This is a genomic window from Streptomyces ferrugineus, assembly GCF_015160855.1.
Taxonomy (GTDB): domain Bacteria; phylum Actinomycetota; class Actinomycetes; order Streptomycetales; family Streptomycetaceae; genus Streptomyces; species Streptomyces ferrugineus.
Genome location: NZ_CP063373.1, coordinates 6,983,450 through 6,998,415, shown reverse-complemented (window position 1 = coordinate 6,998,415; position 14,966 = coordinate 6,983,450). Strand labels below are relative to the sequence as shown.

Below are 14,966 nucleotides of genomic sequence, written 5' to 3'. Positions count from 1 at the left end.
GTGAGCGCCCGCCACGCCATTTCCGGACAGCCGCCGGCCGCTGGCGCTGGTCGGACCGCGGAGACAGGCGCCGGCCAGGGCGAGCCGGCCGGTGCCCGTGCGGTCGCGCAGCGCCTGGATCGCCTTGTCCGTCACGGGACCGTGCTCGGCTCCGGCCACGGCGATGAGCTCGGCAGCGTTGGACGCCGTGTCGGCGCCGGCCGTGAACAACCCCCGTACGGGCAGGTGAACGCAGTCGGTGGTGTTTCCGTATTCCCCTCAGCGGCACGAACGTGTGACACGCCGCCGGCGTCGGTCGACTGTGCCGCGGGGCCGGCGGGCGGAAGGAGGGGCGATCATCCAGGGCGAGCGCGTGAGGTCCTCCGACGGCCGCCACGGTCGGCCGGGGGCGAGCCGTGTCTCGGCCTGTGCCAGGGCCGGGGTGTTCGCCCTGGCCGGCAGTGTCCTAGCCGCTCTGGGGCACCATGCCGTCGCCGCTGAGACGGTGCCGTGGCGGTTCGTGATGCTGTCGGCGGCGGCGCAGTTCGCCGTGGTCCGGCCGCTCGCCCGTCGACGCCTGTCGTTGCCCGCCGCCGTGGGATGCGGCCTTGCCATGCAGGGCGTGCTGCATCTGGTGCTGACGATCGCCGGTGAGCCGGATCCGGACGGGACGGACGGGATCGTCCACGCCGGCCACGGCACTGACGGCATGCGCGGTGCCGCGCTGATGGTCCTGCCGGGTGGTCATGCCTGGCAGCACGTCTGTGCCGCGATGGCCGCCGCCCATGTGCTGGCCGCTCCGGCGGTGGCCTGGCTGCTGCACAGCGCCGACGCCGCCGTGGCGGCCGCTGTGGCCACCACCCGCGCGGTACGCCGTGTCGCGGCCGCCGTCGCCGCCTGGGTCCGCTCGTTGCGGGGCGGCCTTCAGGCCCGCCCGCTGCTGCCCGCCGTGTCGCTCACCGGACCCGCGGTGGCTGTCGCGCGGACCCGGACTCGTCTGTTGGGGCACGCACTGGTGCGCCGGGGACCACCGGGACACGTCCACGTCCCGAGTCGTCGCTCGCCCGGGCGGTCCCCTTGGGCTGTCCGGCTGTCCCCGCAAGGAGCATTCCTGTGTCCGTGCACACCGCTGCCCGCACGGCAGGCCCCATCACCCTCACCTTTGCCGCCGCGCTGACGGCCACGCTTTCCCTGGCCGCTCCGGCGTACGCGCACGCGGAGGTCGAGGCCGACACCCCACGGGCTCTGGCCGAGAACGTCACCCTCACCTTCGTGTCCGAGGCCGAGTCCGCCACCGCCGGTTTCACCGGACTGCGCGTCGTCCTTCCCGAGGGCATCACCCCGGGCGACGTCACGCTCGCCGACGCGCCCAAGGGCTGGAAGCTGAAGACCACCGGCGACGGCTACACCGTCGCAGGGCCTGTCCTCAAGACCGGAGTCGATGCCCGATACAAGGTCAGGGTCCGGCAGTTGCCGGATGCCGGCCGGCTCGTGTTCAAGACTCTTGAGACCTACAGCGATGGCGAGGTCGCCCGCTGGATCGAGCTGCCGGGCGGCGACGTGGAGCCCGAACAGCCCGCCCCCGTGCTGCAGTTGGAGCCCGCGTCATCGGGCGCGGACTCCTCCGGCCCGAGCCCTGCCACGAGCAGCGCACCCGCGGCGGCGACGGACGCTCGGCCCGCCGGCAAGACGGCAGGTGCTCAGGAGGACGGGGCATCCACCGGGCCGGTGGCCGGCTCGGCGGTCGCCGGGCTGCTCGTGCTGGGCGCCGGCGCGTGGTGGCTGGCCAGGCGGCGGGCCTCCGGAGCATCCGAGACCCCTACAGCCGACCCGGAGTCATGACGTGGCACGACGACAGGCGAAGCAGCGCGGACAAGCGGCCGGGGCTCTGCTGGTGGTGGTCGCCGTGCTCGCCGCCGCCCTGCTCGGCGGCGCGGCACCCGCGTCGGCGCACGCGGTCCAGACCAGCAGCGACCCGCGCGGGGACACGGTGCTGAATACGGCACCGAAACAGATCACGGTCACCTTCAACGAGTCCGTCACCCTCGCCGAGGACTCGGTGCGGGTCCTCGATCCCGGTGGCCGCCCGGTGACCGCGGGCGACCCCGCGCACGCGGACGGCAAGGCGGACACCGCCCGCGTGCGGCTGACCAGTGGTCTGAAGGAGGGCACGTACACCGTCTCCTGGCGGGTGATCTCGGCGGACAGCCACGCCGTCTCCGGCGGCTTCTTCTTCTCCGTCGGCGCGCCCTCGCAGACCCGGGCCGAGTCCACCGCCGAGCCGGCTGTGGACTCTGTCGTCGACCTGCTCTACGGCATCGGGCGCTACCTCGCCTACGCCGGTCTGGCCCTGCTGATCGGCATCGCCGTGTTCGCCCTGGTCTGCTGGTCCGGGGCCACGTCCGTACGAGGAGTGCGCAGGCTGTTCCTGGCCGGCTGGTGGGCGCTGGCGCTGTCGACAGTGGCGTTGCTGCTGGTGCGCGGGGCGTACGAGAGCGGAGGCGGACCGGCCGAGGTGTTCGACCCGCGGCTGCTGAGCAGCACGGTGGGAAGCCGGCCGGGCATCGCGCTGCTCGCCCGCCTGGCCCTGCTCCTGCTGGTGGCCCTGCTCCTCAGGCGCGGGCGGTACGAGGGGCGGGTCGATCGGCGTACGGTCACGGCCGTACTCGCCCTGGGCCTGGCCGGGACATGGGCGGCGTCCGAACACGCCTCCACCGGCATCCAGGTGCCCGTGGCGATGGCCTCCTCGGTGCTGCACCTGCTCGCCATGTCGGTCTGGCTCGGCGGTCTGACCGCGCTGCTGGTCGCGCTGTACCGGGCACCGGCCGAGGAGCCCCTCCCACCGGCCGCCGTGGCCCGCTTCTCCCGGCTCGCCCTGGCCTCGGTGGCCGTGCTGGCGGCCACCGGCGTCTACCAGTCGTGGCGCGGGCTCGGCTCCTGGGAGGCGTTCACCACCCCCTACGGCCGGACGCTCGCCCTGAAGGTGGTCACCGTGGTCCTCATGCTGGTGGCGGCGTCGTACTCCCGGAACTGGACCGAGCAACTGCAGCGCGTGCCGGCGGAGGAACCGGTGCTGGTCACTGTGGGCGGCGGCCAAGACCCTCCGCCCGACCGGACGACCTCGCCCGCCTCGGGGCCCACCCCGTCCGGTCCCGGACCCGAGCAGCAGCGACGCGGTGTGCGCAGGTCCGTGCTGGCGGAGGTGGCGATCGGCGTCGTGGTGCTCGCGGTGACCACCGTCCTGACGGGCAGTCAGCCGGGGCGGGCCGACGCCGAGACCGTGGCGGCCTCCAAGGTGCCCGGCCGGCCCGACGTGAACCTCACGACAGTGCCGTTCGACACGGGCGGCTCGGGCCGCGCCGGAAGCGGCAAGGTACAGGTCACGCTGGAGCCGGGTCGGGTCGGCCGGAACGTGGTGGAGGCCACCGTCTACGGCGCGGACGGGAGCCTCATCGCCGTCCCCGAACTGCGGCTGACCTTCACGCATTCCGACAAGGGCATCGGCCCGCTGGACACGGAACTCGCCGACCAGAGCGGTTACTGGGGCAGCGACACCCTCAACCTCCCGGCCGCTGGGACATGGACGCTGCGGGCCACCGTCCGTACCTCGGACATCGACCAGGTCACCGTGGAGAAGGCGGTGAAGATCATCCCCTGAACGCTGTCGCGCGGCCGTCCGTAAGCAACAACAAGCCTGTCCGTCCTGAGGAGTCGCCCGATGCCCCGCATGCACCGCCGTGGCGGCGGAGCGAGTCATGGCCGCCGCATGGCAGGTGTCACGCAGGGTGCCACCGCGCCGCGTCTGGTGCGGACCGCGATGTTCGCGGCCGTATGCGCCATGACGACGGCGCTGGGCCATGCGCTGATGGCTGACGACGTCCTGCCCTGGTGGGTGGTGGGCGTCGCGTTCGCCGGGACGGCCTCGGGAGCGTGGCGGCTGACCGGCCGGGAACATCGGGCCGTGACGATCGTCGGGGCCACCGTGGTCGCACAGGGCCTGTTGCACCTGCTGTTCAGCCTCACCCACCGGCTCGTCCGGCCATCGACCGCCGTCGGCGCCCCGATCGCGGATCGGCCCTCCGGCACGCACGGAATGGCGTTCTCACACTCCGGCGTGGGCATGCACCACCCCGGTGCGCACGCCCCGGTGCTGGAGACGCACTCCGGCGCGCCGTTCCTGTCCGCAGTGACGCACGCGGCCTCCGCCGGAATGCTTCTGGCGCACCTGCTCGCCGCCGTCGCGTGCGGCGTGTGGCTGTGGCGCGGCGAGGCGGCGGTTCACCGGATCGGCCGGGCCCTGGCGGCCACCCTGTTCGCCCCGCTGCGCAGGGTCTGCCGCGTGCTGTCGCGGACGGTGGCCCGGCGTGCGGCGCCGCCGTGCCGTATCGCCGAGGGCGCCGCGGAGGACGCGCGGCCGACCCCTTCCGCGCTGAGGCACGCCGTCGTCCGCAGAGGGCCGCCGCAGGGCCACCACCCTCGCGCACATCGCCCGTCTCCCGCTCCGCTGCTTGCCGTACGGCCCTGAAGCCGGCCCGAACCGGTGGTGGCCGAGGCCGGGGGACAGGCAGTCGGCCGGCGTGCGCGTACGCGCGTCGGCGTGTTCTCTTCGGCCCGCCTCATCGATCGGGAGTTCCATGTTCAAGCACCACCACACATCCGTCCGCTCACACCTGCCTGACACCGCGTCAACGGTGCGGCCGGTGACGTCCGGAGAGGACGGGGACGGGGACGCTCGTTCGCGTCGCTCGCGCACCCGTCTCGCCGCCTGCTGCGCCGGTCTGACGGCTGCGGCCCTGCTGCTGTCCGGCTGCGGCGGCGACTCTTCCGACAGCGCGTCCGCGAACGCGGCGGCCGCCGACTCCTCCGCACCCTCCGCCGGCATGGACGACATGGAGGGGATGGCGATGGGAGACCCGTCGGCCACCCCCGCCGACAAGATCCCGGGCGCCGAGGTGGTCAAGGGCGCCTTCGAACTGCTCGACACCCGCCCGCCCGGCATGGACGACGTCCAGGGCACGGCCTGGCTGGCGCAGGGCCCGAAGGGCACCACGGTGACGGTGTCCGTGACCGGCCTGAAGCCGGGCGAGAAGTACATGTCGCACCTGCACGGCCAGCCGTGCGCCACCAAGGGCGGCGGGGAGCACTTCCAGTTCGACAAGGGCGGCGCGACCACCCCGCCGAACGAGGTGCACCTGATGTTCACCGCCGACAAGTCCGGCAAGGGCATGACCACGGTGAACAACGACCGTAAGACGGGCAAGGACGCGGTCGCCGTCGTCGTCCACCCCATGGAAGCGATGGACAACCGGATCGCATGCGCGGACTTCGACTTCTGAGGGCGCCGGCCGTCTTGCTGGGGTGCCTGTGCGCGCTGCTGTTCCTCGGCGGCACCCCCGCATCCGCCCACACCGCGCTGAAGGACGCGACACCGGGACCCGGTGCCAAGGTCGCCCCCGGTGTCGACGTCGTCGCGCTGACCTTCGGCCGGCTGAAGTCCGGCACCACGCCGACCATCGGCCTGACCGGGCCGGACGGCGCCACGGTGCCGGTCGGACGGCCCCTGGTGGTCGACGACTCCGCCACCTGCGCCGCGGTCGCCTCGCTGTCGGCGGGTGTCCACACCCTCAGCTACACCGTCACCTCCGCTGACGGCGACACCCAGAGCAGCGCCTTCCAGTTCGAGGTCGCCGACGGTGCCGAGAACGCCGCCACTCCGTCCGCCTGCCGGGAGCTGAGCCTTCCGGCACCGGGCGCGGGCGGCGAGAGCGACACGATCCTGGGACTCGGCCGCACCACGGCGCTGGTGGTCTTCTCCGTGGTCGGTGTCGTGGCCGTGGGCGGCGGTGTCCTCGCCGTGCGCACGATGCGGGGGGCGAAGCCGCCGGAGAGAAGGAGGGTCACCATGTGAAGTGGGGCACCTGCGGTGGACCGGCGCCCCGTGAAGACGGTGTGAGAGTTCCCGGCTGATCTGCGGTAGCCAGGTGTGCGGACGTGGGGTCCGTGGGGCCGGGGTTCGGATCCGGACGTTAGCGTGGAGCGGTGAGTGAGACGAAGACCCCTGCCCTGCAGTACCGCTTCGACGGCCCGGAAGACGCCCCGGTTCTCATCCTCGGTCCCTCGCTCGGCACCACTTGGCACAGGTAGTCAGAACCGTCTTCTGGCGTCCACGTGGTACGAAACGGTGCGGTTTGCGTGGGCGGAATCCTTGAGATCCGGGAGCGTCTACGGGGTTGGTGATACCGGCGTGACACCTGAGGTGCTTCTGCCGCCGTGCACCGACGGGGAGTCTGCGTGGACGGGGACCTGATGCGACGGGCATCGCGGGGCTGCTCCGGCGATGCCCGTCGTGCAGTCGGACAAGGTGCCCCGGCAGGACCCGTCTGTGCAGCTCGTGCTGATCAATGCCGTTTCCTGGCTCGCATTCCCTGATGTGCTCTTGGAGCCCGCTCACCAGAGGGCGCCCTGCTCGGCTGACGGGCTGGGCGTCGGAGGTGTCGCGGCCAGGTGCACGCGCGTCTTGGGTGTGATGGCACGAGGTTCCGTCGTTACGGCACCCGCGTTGCGTAGCTGTCGGACGGCATCGATCACCTTGCCGGGCTGGTAGACGGTTTCCAAGAGGGCGTATCGCTTGAGTTCTGGGATGGTTCGCCCGTCGGGAGCTTCGGAGATGAAGTCGCGCAGGATGCGTCGCAGCGGACCCGTATCGGGTTCGAATACGAGATTCAGCATCTGCTGTTGGGTGTCCCTGGGTCGCGGTAGCGGACGCCGTAGGAAGGGTCCACCTTCCACATGGCGTCTTTCATCTTCTCCAGTCCCAGCTCGTGCTGGGCTGGTCACTCCTCGCGGCGGGCGATCACCCGGAAGGCGTTGGAGAAGCGGCTGCGGCGGATCAGCGGGGCGAGGAGCCGGTCCAGGGCGTACATCGGGAAGCAGAACGGTATGCCCGCCCAGAAGACCGTCTTGGTGACCGCGGTGCCGAGACGGCCCGGGGGCCGGGGCAGCCAGGGCTCGTCGCGGAACGGCAGCAGCCGCAGCACGTACAGCCCTACGAGCGCGGTGAAGTCCACGGGGATATGGGACTCCTCGCGGTCCGTCGCCACCACCGTGAAGCCCAGCTCGGTGAGGGCCCGGCGCAGGTTCCTCATGGTCACGAAGTGCTGGTGCTGAGGCTGGAACCACGGCAGCCAGTACCGGCCGAAGAGGCGGCCGAAGGGCGACTCCGGGTTGGGTACCTCGATGATCAGGTGGCCGCCGGGGCGGAGCACGGTGTGAACCGCGGCCAGTTGGGCCTTCGGGTCCGTGGTGTGCTCCAGGCAGTGGAACATGCTCACCGCGTCGTACTGGCCGGCGAGTTCGTCCGCGAGGTCGGGCAGAAAGCCCTGGTACGCCCGCTCGATGCGCCCCGACTGCTGGGCCCCGAGCACATGGGCGCCGATGTCGAGCCCGTCGAAGGTGGTGCCGGGCAGTGCTTCCTTGGCGGCCAGGCAGAAGTCACCGCCCGCCGTGCCGACGTCCAGCCAGCGCTTCGGCCGGGCGTGCCGCCGCATGGCGGCGGCTCGGTCGCGGTTGCGTTCCCTCGCGGCGTCGCTGTCCAGGGCGCCGCCGATCTTCTCGGCGTACAGGCCGTCGTAGAAGTCCCGGTAGTAGAAGTCCAGTCCGGCCGCGCTGAGCTGCGGGTTCTGGAAGGTGTGTCCGCAGTCGCGGCACTGGTCCAGGGTGAAGGTGCCGGGCTTTCGCTGCAGGTGGTCCTTGGTGCGCAGGCGGCGACGCAGCTGCCGCGCACCGCACCAGGGGCAGTCGGTGCGGCGCGGCTCGAAGAACCGGGCGATGCCGTCGGCCAGCTCTGCCTGGTACGCGGGGCGCAGGCGGGCGACGCGTTCGGCGTCGGAAGCGGGGGGCGGTGGGGCGGGTGTGTCGGGGGTGTCAGGGGGCTGGTTCGTGGTGGCCATGTCCGTGGTCTCCTCTCGTTCCACTCTTCGGCACGGCGGTCGCCCTGCCGGTCGGTCGCTCACCGCTCCCGTGACTCCTGCGGCTCCCGTGGCTTCTGTGCCGCGAACTTCTCCAGGTACGCCGCCGCAGCAGCCGCCCCGCCCGCCGCACGGAAGGAGTCCCCGACGCGCCGGGCCGCCGCGCGGTAGGCGGGCCCGTCGAGTACGGCGTCGAGGGCGGCACCGATCCGTCGGCGGTCGGCGCGCCCGAAGCGCACCCGCACTCCGGCGCCGGCGCCGGTGACCTGGCCGGCGATCAGTGGCTGGTCGTCCCGGATGGGCGCGACCACCAGCGGTACGCCGTGCCACAGGCACTCGGCGACGGTGTTCTGCCCGGCGTGGCTGACCATCGCGGACGCCCGGCGCAGGAGCGGCAGTTGGGGGATCCGGGGCAGCACCAGGAGGTCGGCGTCGGACTCTTGGTCGAGTACCCCTCCGGGGTCGGCGACTACTGCCTGCAGCCGCCGCCCGCGCTCCCGCACGGCGGCCGCGCACTCGGCGAGGAAACGCGCCCCCAGGCCGGTGTTGGCGGTGCCGAGTGAGACCAGGACGGTGGCCCGGTGCTCGTCGAGCCACTCCCAGGGGAAGTCGGCGGCCGGGCGCCGGGTGAACGCCGGACCGACGTACCGCAGCTGCGGCAGCCGAGGGCCCGGGCCCGCGAGTTCGGGGGTGGTGAAGGAGAGCACCAGGTCGGGGGAGAAGCGCGGATCGTGGGTGCGCCCCGGGTCGCCGAGGCGGGCGCGCAGCTCCGCGACGAGCCCGGCGGTCCACTGAGCCACCTTCGGCATGCCGTCCAGGGCGTCGCTGAACTCCGCCGGGGTGGTCGACGCGGTGGCGTACGGCACCCCGAGGCGCTCGGCGACGAGGGCACCGGCGAGGGTCTGCTGGTCGGCGACGACGACATCGGGCCGGAACCCCTCGACCGCGCGGCGCACACCGGGCGCCATCGCCCCGGCGAGCGGCACGAGGAACTCCTCCCACAGGAAGCGCAAGGCTGCGGCACCGCGCAGGGCAGCCGGACGTTCCGGGAGCGTGGGCACGTCGCACGGGTACACCTCGGCGTCGGGTCCGGCCAGTTCCCCGACGAACCCGGGCAGTCCGGCCCAGGCGGCCCGGTGCCCGCATCTGGTCAGCTCGGCGGCCACGCTGACCGCCGGGTTGACGTGCCCGACCAGGGGCGGCACGACGAACAGAAAGCGGCTCACGGCGTGACCAGCTCCCGGTGGCCGTCCCGTAGCCAGTCGAGCAGCAGCGGGACGACCGTCTCGGGGGTGCCGACGAGCACGGAGTGCCCGTGCCCGGGCACCGTCAGGGTGCGGCAGCGGGGCAGCAGCGATTCCAGCCAGGGCGCCGTGTCGGCCAGGTCGGAGGTAGCGCCGTACACCGCGCAGACCGGCACGTGCAGGCTCTGCCAGGACTCCTCGGCGGGGACGGAGCAGGACCCGATGTCCTCGGCGATGGAGGTGCCGTGCAGCAGCCGGGTGGCCCAGCGCACCAGGCGGGCCTCGTGGCGGCCGTAGGTCTCCTCGATCCACGGCAGGGTGCGCTCGTCGTGGAGCTGGTGGGCGGAGCCGGCCAGGATGCCGCTCATCTTCTTGGCCCAGGCGGCGGTCGGCGGCTCGGACTCGAGCATCAGGATGCCGGCGACCCGCTCCGGGCGGCGCAGCGCGTAGGCGAGGGCGACGGTGCCGCCGAAGGAGTTGCCGATCAGGTGGACGGGCCCTTCCAGGGCGAGGGCGTCGAGCAGCGCGTCCAGGTCGCCGCTGAAGTCCTCGACGCCGTAGCCGCGCGGCGGGCGGGAGCTGCGGCCGTGGCCGCGCTGGTCGTACATCACGACGTCGTGTCCGGCTGCGGCGAGCGCGGGCGCGATGGTGAAGTAGTAGCTGGTCAGGTTGTCGGTGGCGATGCCGTGCACGAGGACAACCGTCTGGGGCGGGCCCGGTGCCGGGGTGGGTGCGCCGCTCAGCCGCTCCACGTTCAGCCGGATCCCGCCCGCCTCGATCGTGGTCACCGCAGGCACCCCGCGATGTACTGGACGAGTTGTCCGACGGTCAGTCCGATGATGTCGGAGAGTTCGAGCGAGGCGAACCAGGCGGGGAAGTCGACCCGGTCGCCGTAGCGCCCGCCCAGCTCGGCGGTGAGCGTGACCAGGTCGATGGACTCCAGGTCGAGGTCCTCCACGAAGCGGGTGTCGGGGGTGATCGGGGTGTCGTCCAGTTCGAGGTCGTCGAGGACCGTGTGCAGAGCGTCGGTGACCTCGGCGAGGACGGCGGCGTACGCGGGGCCGGTGGTGGCGGGGCTGGTCATGATGGGCTCTCCTCGGTCCAAGCGACGGCGTAGGTACGGGTGGGCAGCCCCGGCGGGTTGGTCACATCGGCGAGCCGGATGCGCCGCAGCCGGCCGGAGGGTGCCCGGACCGTGAGGGCACGGGCGCCGTCTTCGACCTCGACCGCCGTGAAGTCCCGCGGCCGGCCGCCCAGTCCGGTGCCCTCGGCCTTGGCCGCGGCTTCCTTGGCGGCCCAGAACCGGGTCAGCGGGCCGGGGCCGCCGCCGAGCCCGGTGAAGAGCGCCCGCTCGTCCGGGGCGAGGATGGCGTCGTAGGTCGTTTCGGGGCGCTCGACGATCTCCTCGATGTCGATTCCGGTGCCGGTGCCGGTGCCCGTGCCCGTGCCCGTGCCGGGGCTGTCGGCGGCGGGGCGGACGAGTGCGACGGCGGCCTCCCGGCAGTGCGCCAGCGACAGTTCCAGAGGCGGGAGTTCTCTGCCGTGTACGCCCTCGGGGCGCGGTCTGCCGTCAGGGTCGTTGGCGACCCGTATCTCGGCGGGGAAGACGGGGCCCGCGCCGTGCGCCCACAGGTGGCGGCGTACGGCGTCCTTGGCGGCGATCCGGCCGAGCAGCCACTGGCGCCGGCCGCGCGGGGGGTGCCCGGCGTACTGCTCGCGCTCAGGGCCCGCGAGCTGGCCGCGCATGTAGATCTCGCGGGATGCGGGGTCGGGCCAGCGTTCGAAGACCAGCTGCCAGCCGCCCTCCTGGATTTCCGACAGAGTGTTGTGCTCGGGCCATCGTTTGACCGGATCGACCTCGGGCGGCGAGTCGAAGCGCCGGTCCCGCCAGCCGCGGATCTCGGCCCAGACCTCGCCGTCGCGGGCGAGCTGCGCGTCAGCCACCAGGGCGGTGTCCGTCACGGTGGTGACCCTGATGTGGCAGTCGAGTGCGGTGCCCTGTTCCGGGGGCGGGCCGTGGAAACGGATCTCGTCGACGCCCGTCGGGAAGACGATGGTGCGGTCGGTATGCGTGGCCATCAGCCAGTAGCCGAGCAGCTGACCGACGTTGTCGAGAAGCGCGCCGGGCGCGGACGGGGTGATCAGGACACCGCGGACGTGCCGCTCGCCGAGCGCGCCGATCTCGGTGACGCCGCGGAACCGCGGCCCGTGGAACATCCAGCGGTCGTCGTACATCTGCCGCGCGGACACAGCCGGACGGCTCTCCGGGGCGTCCGTCCGCCACGGCCGTGGGCGGGGCGCGGTGTCGTGCCCGTGGGCGGTCTCGACCGTGGCGCGGGCGAAGCGCCCGAACTCCACGGCGTACCGCCCCTGTCCCTCGGGCCGGGCCGTGACCGTGGCCTCGGTGGGCGGGGCGGCGACGGTCCACTGCAGAAACCGGGCGTCGTGCACGGCCACGGCCCTCCCCGGGCCGGGCACGGCGTCGATCATGTGCTGCACCAGGGTGGTGGCGGGCACCACGGGCCAGCGGTCGGCGATCTCGGGCCAGTGCGCGGGCTGCCGGAAGAAACAGTGGTCGGCGAGGTACGGCATGGTGTCGAGTGAGATGCCCAGGGTGGTGACGCGGGGGGTGTCGGCAGGCGGCGGCACCGCCCCGGTCGCCGAGGGCTCGGGGGGCGGCACCGCGGGCGCGGTGCGGCGCGGGGCCGCTGCCGCGGCGAACAGTTCCGCCAGTTCCGCTGCCGTGTCCGCCGTCTCGCCGAGCAGCGAGCGCAGTTCGGCAGCCACGGGGCTCCGCGCGGCCACGGCCGCGAGCCGGTCCGGCCCGGGTGCGGGTGCCTCGCGCAGGGTGCTGCGGAGCCGGTCCCGGGTGGCGGCGTCGAGCGAGACGAGCCCGGAGCCGAGGGTGAGGGGGACGGTGACGGTGACGGGGACGGAGGCGGGGACGGCTCGCGGGATCTCCGCGGCCGTACGGACGGTCTGCGCCGTAGGGTCGGTCTCCGCCGTACGGGCAGGCGCCGCCGTCGACCGAGGCGTGGCCCCCGCCCGCAGCGCCGCGAAGTCCGGCTCGGCGCCGTGCGACCAGAGTCCGGCCGCCACCCGGTAGAGCTGCGAAAGCCCGCTGTGCCGGGGCGTGTTGGCGCTGAGCGTCAGGCACGCGCGGCCGGTGAGGGTGTCGTCCACGAGAGCCGGCAGCTGGCCCTGGCCCAGCTGGACGAAGGCCCGGAACCCGGCGTCGTACAGGGCCGTGGTGAGCTGCCGGAAGCGGACCGGTTCGAGCAGGTGGCGCAGGAAGAGAGCGCGCGCCGCGGCCTCGTCGGCCGGGAAGGGCGCGGCGGTCGTGGCGGACCAGACGGGCACCCGGGGCGGGTGCAGGGTGAAGCCGCGCGCGGCCTTCTCGATGGAGGTGAGGTACGGGGCGAGCATCGGCGTGTGGAAGCCGGACTCGAAGGGCAGCAGCCGACCGAGCACTCCCGCGCCGCGCAGCCGCCCGGTGAGCGCCTCGACCTGGTCGTGAGGCCCGCAGACGACGGTCTGGTGGGGCGCGTTGTCGTGCGAGACGACGACGTCCGGGTATGCCGCGAGCTCGGCATCCACCTGGTCCGCACCGGTGCCGAACGCGGCGAAGGCGAGCCCCGGGACGCGCAGCGTGGCCGGGTCGAAGTCCCGCAGGAAGGCGTCGACCTCGGCGTCCGCGTACATCCCGCCGACCGCCATCGCCGTCCACTCCCCCACACTGTGCCCGGCCAGCGCGTCCGGCCGGACGCCGATCCGGGCGAGCGCTCCGGTGAGCAGCCGGCCGAGGCCGACGACGGCCGCGCCGTGCCGGGCGACGTCGCCCACGCGGGCGTCCGGCCAGTGCGGCGTCGGCAGGCCGAAGTGGCGGGCGACGTCCTTTGCCCGCGGCTCGAACTCGGCCTCCAGCCCTGGGCAGAGGAAGGCGATCTTCCCGCCGCCCGTGCCGAGCACCGGCCGCGGCGCGCACCAGACGTCGCTCCGGCCGCCCCAGGTCCGGGCGCGGGCGACTGCCTTGCGGGCCAGGGCGAGGCGGCGGTCGGTGGGGTCCAGGACGGCGACGCGGGCGCCCCCGGCTCCTCTCGCTCCGCCCTCGGCGGCGGCCGCGCGCAGCGCGGTGTCGTCGGCGTCGAGCAGTTCGGCGAGGCCCTGCGGGGTCGCGGCGGCGAGCCGCAACAGCCGGGGCGGCTCGGCCACTTCGGCACGGTCCGCGCAGGCAGCAGGCCCAGCGCCCGGGCCGCCGGGTGCCGGGGCCGCAGGCGCGACGGCCGGGGCCGATGCCGGTGCGGGAGCCGACGCCGGGGCAGGCGCCCATGCGGGGACAGGCACGGGCTCCGGTACCGACTCCAGGACGACGTGGGCGTTGATCCCGCCGAAGCCGAAGGCGCTGACGGCGGCACGTCGGACGTCCCCGTCCCAGGGCCGGGCCTGCTGGGCCGGAGCGAAGCGGGTGACGCGGAGCGCCGGGTGAGGGTCGTCGCAGTGCAGGGTCGGCAGGAGCGTGCCGTGGTGCACCGCCAGGGCCGCCTTGACGAGGCCCGCCACACCCGCCGCCGGCATCGTGTGGCCGATCATCGACTTCACGGAGCCGATCACGGCGTCGGGCCCGGCGTCCGGGTCCGGCGGCCCGAACACCTCGGCCAGCGCGGCCAGTTCGGCCCGGTCGCCGCCGGGGGTTCCGGTGCCGTGGGCCTCCAGGAGGCCGAGCGACCCCGGTGCCGCCGGGTCGAGCCCCGCCGCCGCCCAGGCGAGCCGGACGGCGCGGGCCTGGCCGCCGGGGTCCGGGTTGACCAGGGAGCCGGCCCGGCCGTCGCCGGCCACGCCGACGCCGCGGACGACGGCGTAGATCCGGTCGCCGTCGCGCCGCGCGTCCGCGAGCCGTTTGAGTACGACCACGCCGGTACCCTCGCCCATCAGCACGCCGTCCGCGTCCCGGTGGAACGGGCGGATCCGCTGGGACGGCGACAGCGCCCGCAGCCGGCTGAAGACGGACCAGAGCGTGATGTCGTGGCAGTGGTGTACGCCGCCCGCGAGCATCACGTCGCAGCTGCCCGCGGCGAGCGCGCCGACGGCCTGGTCGAGTGCGACGAGCGAGGAGGCGCAGGCCGCGTCCACGGTGTAGGCGGGGCCACGCAGATCGAGCCGGTTGGCGACCCGGGACGCCGCGAAGTTGGGCACGAGGCCGATCACCGACTCGGGGCTCTGCTCCCCGCCGAGCGCGGCCGTGAACGCCGTCCGTACCGCGTCGAGCCGCTCGCCGTCCAGCTCGGGCAGTAACTCGTGCAGGGTGCGCACCAGTTGGGCGGACGTACGCATCCGCTGGTCGAGTCGGGCGAGCCCGTCGCTCAGATAACCGCCGCGGCCGAGCACGACACCGACCCGGGAGCGGTCTTCGGGCAGTGCGGCCTCCCCCGCGTCGGCGAGCGCGGCCGCGGCGGTCCGCAGTGCGATCAGCTGGTCGGGTTCGGTGCCGGGCACGGAGTCCGGCATGAGTCCGAAGACGGTCGGGTCGAAGGCGGTGAGCGCGTCGAGCCCGTCGACGAAGCCGCCGCGGCGGCAGTAGACACCATCGAGGCCGCGCCGTCCGTCCGGGTCGTAGTAGGTGTCCGCGTCCCAGCGGGCCTTGGGCACCTCGGAGATGGCGTCAGCGCCGGTGACGAGGTTGTGCCAGAACGCGGCCAGGTCACAGGCGCCGGGCAGGGTCACCGCCATGCCGACGATGGCGACGGGCTGCCGGTGCTGCGGGGCGGTCGGTCGCATC

At 73.7% G+C, this 14,966-nt stretch carries 12 protein-coding genes; 6 read left to right on the top strand and 6 right to left on the bottom strand.

Features of this window, described 5'->3' with window-relative positions; genetic code table 11:
- Nucleotides 1–352: 352 nt before the first annotated feature.
- The 6 genes from IM697_RS31360 to IM697_RS31335 all read left to right on the top strand — a co-directional run bounded on the left by IM697_RS31360 (nt 353) and on the right by IM697_RS31335 (nt 5,887).
- Entirely contained in the window at nt 353–1,156 is an 804-nt protein-coding gene (locus IM697_RS31360; protein ID WP_228044254.1) for a hypothetical protein, read from the top strand.
- Nucleotides 1,093–1,821: a DUF1775 domain-containing protein gene (locus IM697_RS31355; protein WP_194039453.1), complete on the top strand. Its 729-nt coding sequence runs from the start codon at nt 1,093–1,095 to the stop codon at nt 1,819–1,821. The genes IM697_RS31360 and IM697_RS31355 overlap by 64 nt, the downstream gene beginning before the upstream one ends.
- A 1-nt stretch (nt 1,822) precedes the next feature.
- Nucleotides 1,823–3,637 (top strand): copper resistance CopC/CopD family protein, encoded by a 1,815-nt coding sequence (locus tag IM697_RS31350; protein ID WP_228044253.1) that lies wholly within the window; start codon nt 1,823–1,825, stop codon nt 3,635–3,637.
- 108 nt (nt 3,638–3,745) lie between these two features.
- On the top strand, nt 3,746–4,504 hold the full coding sequence (locus IM697_RS31345; RefSeq protein ID WP_194039452.1) for a hypothetical protein: 759 nt from the start codon (nt 3,746–3,748) through the stop codon (nt 4,502–4,504).
- A 175-nt stretch (nt 4,505–4,679) separates the two neighbouring features.
- Entirely contained in the window at nt 4,680–5,315 is a 636-nt protein-coding gene (locus IM697_RS31340) for a superoxide dismutase family protein (RefSeq protein ID WP_228044252.1), read from the top strand.
- A complete protein-coding gene (locus tag IM697_RS31335; RefSeq protein ID WP_194039451.1) occupies nt 5,294–5,887 on the top strand; it encodes a copper resistance CopC family protein in 594 nt (197 codons plus the stop codon). Before IM697_RS31340 ends, IM697_RS31335 begins: the two co-directional genes overlap by 22 nt.
- A 539-nt stretch (nt 5,888–6,426) precedes the next feature.
- On the opposite strand, the gene IM697_RS31330 is transcribed toward IM697_RS31335, so the two are convergent.
- The 6 genes from IM697_RS31330 to IM697_RS31305 form a co-directional block, all read right to left on the bottom strand.
- Entirely contained in the window at nt 6,427–6,708 is a 282-nt protein-coding gene (locus IM697_RS31330; RefSeq protein WP_228044251.1) for a hypothetical protein, read from the bottom strand.
- 104 nt (nt 6,709–6,812) lie between these two features.
- Nucleotides 6,813–7,928, bottom strand: a complete 1,116-nt coding sequence (locus IM697_RS31325; protein WP_194039450.1) for a class I SAM-dependent methyltransferase — start codon at nt 7,926–7,928, stop codon at nt 6,813–6,815.
- 59 nt (nt 7,929–7,987) lie between these two features.
- Entirely contained in the window at nt 7,988–9,172 is a 1,185-nt protein-coding gene (locus IM697_RS31320) for a glycosyltransferase (protein ID WP_194039449.1), read from the bottom strand.
- Nucleotides 9,169–9,978, bottom strand: a complete 810-nt coding sequence (locus tag IM697_RS31315; RefSeq protein WP_194039448.1) for an alpha/beta fold hydrolase — start codon at nt 9,976–9,978, stop codon at nt 9,169–9,171. The genes IM697_RS31320 and IM697_RS31315 overlap by 4 nt, the downstream gene beginning before the upstream one ends.
- On the bottom strand, nt 9,975–10,274 hold the full coding sequence (locus IM697_RS31310) for an acyl carrier protein (RefSeq protein WP_190075693.1): 300 nt from the start codon (nt 10,272–10,274) through the stop codon (nt 9,975–9,977). The genes IM697_RS31315 and IM697_RS31310 overlap by 4 nt, the downstream gene beginning before the upstream one ends.
- Nucleotides 10,271–14,965, bottom strand: coding sequence for a type I polyketide synthase (locus IM697_RS31305; RefSeq protein WP_194039447.1), 4,695 nt, complete (start codon nt 14,963–14,965; stop codon nt 10,271–10,273). The genes IM697_RS31310 and IM697_RS31305 overlap by 4 nt, the downstream gene beginning before the upstream one ends.
- Between the last annotated feature and the right edge of the window lies 1 nt (nt 14,966).

What these genes read in the sequence shown, in the direction of transcription:
- IM697_RS31345 (WP_194039452.1), top strand. Translation starts at nt 3,746, where the DNA reads ATGGCAGGTGTCACGCAGGGTGCCACCGCGCCGCGTCTGGTGCGGACC.
- IM697_RS31335 (WP_194039451.1), top strand. Translation starts at nt 5,294, where the DNA reads ATGCGCGGACTTCGACTTCTGAGGGCGCCGGCCGTCTTGCTGGGGTGC.
- IM697_RS31330 (WP_228044251.1), bottom strand. Translation starts at nt 6,708, where the DNA reads ATGCTGAATCTCGTATTCGAACCCGATACGGGTCCGCTGCGACGCATC.
- IM697_RS31325 (WP_194039450.1), bottom strand. Translation starts at nt 7,928, where the DNA reads ATGGCCACCACGAACCAGCCCCCTGACACCCCCGACACACCCGCCCCA.
- IM697_RS31310 (WP_190075693.1), bottom strand. Translation starts at nt 10,274, where the DNA reads ATGACCAGCCCCGCCACCACCGGCCCCGCGTACGCCGCCGTCCTCGCC.
- IM697_RS31305 (WP_194039447.1), bottom strand. Translation starts at nt 14,965, where the DNA reads ATGCGACCGACCGCCCCGCAGCACCGGCAGCCCGTCGCCATCGTCGGC.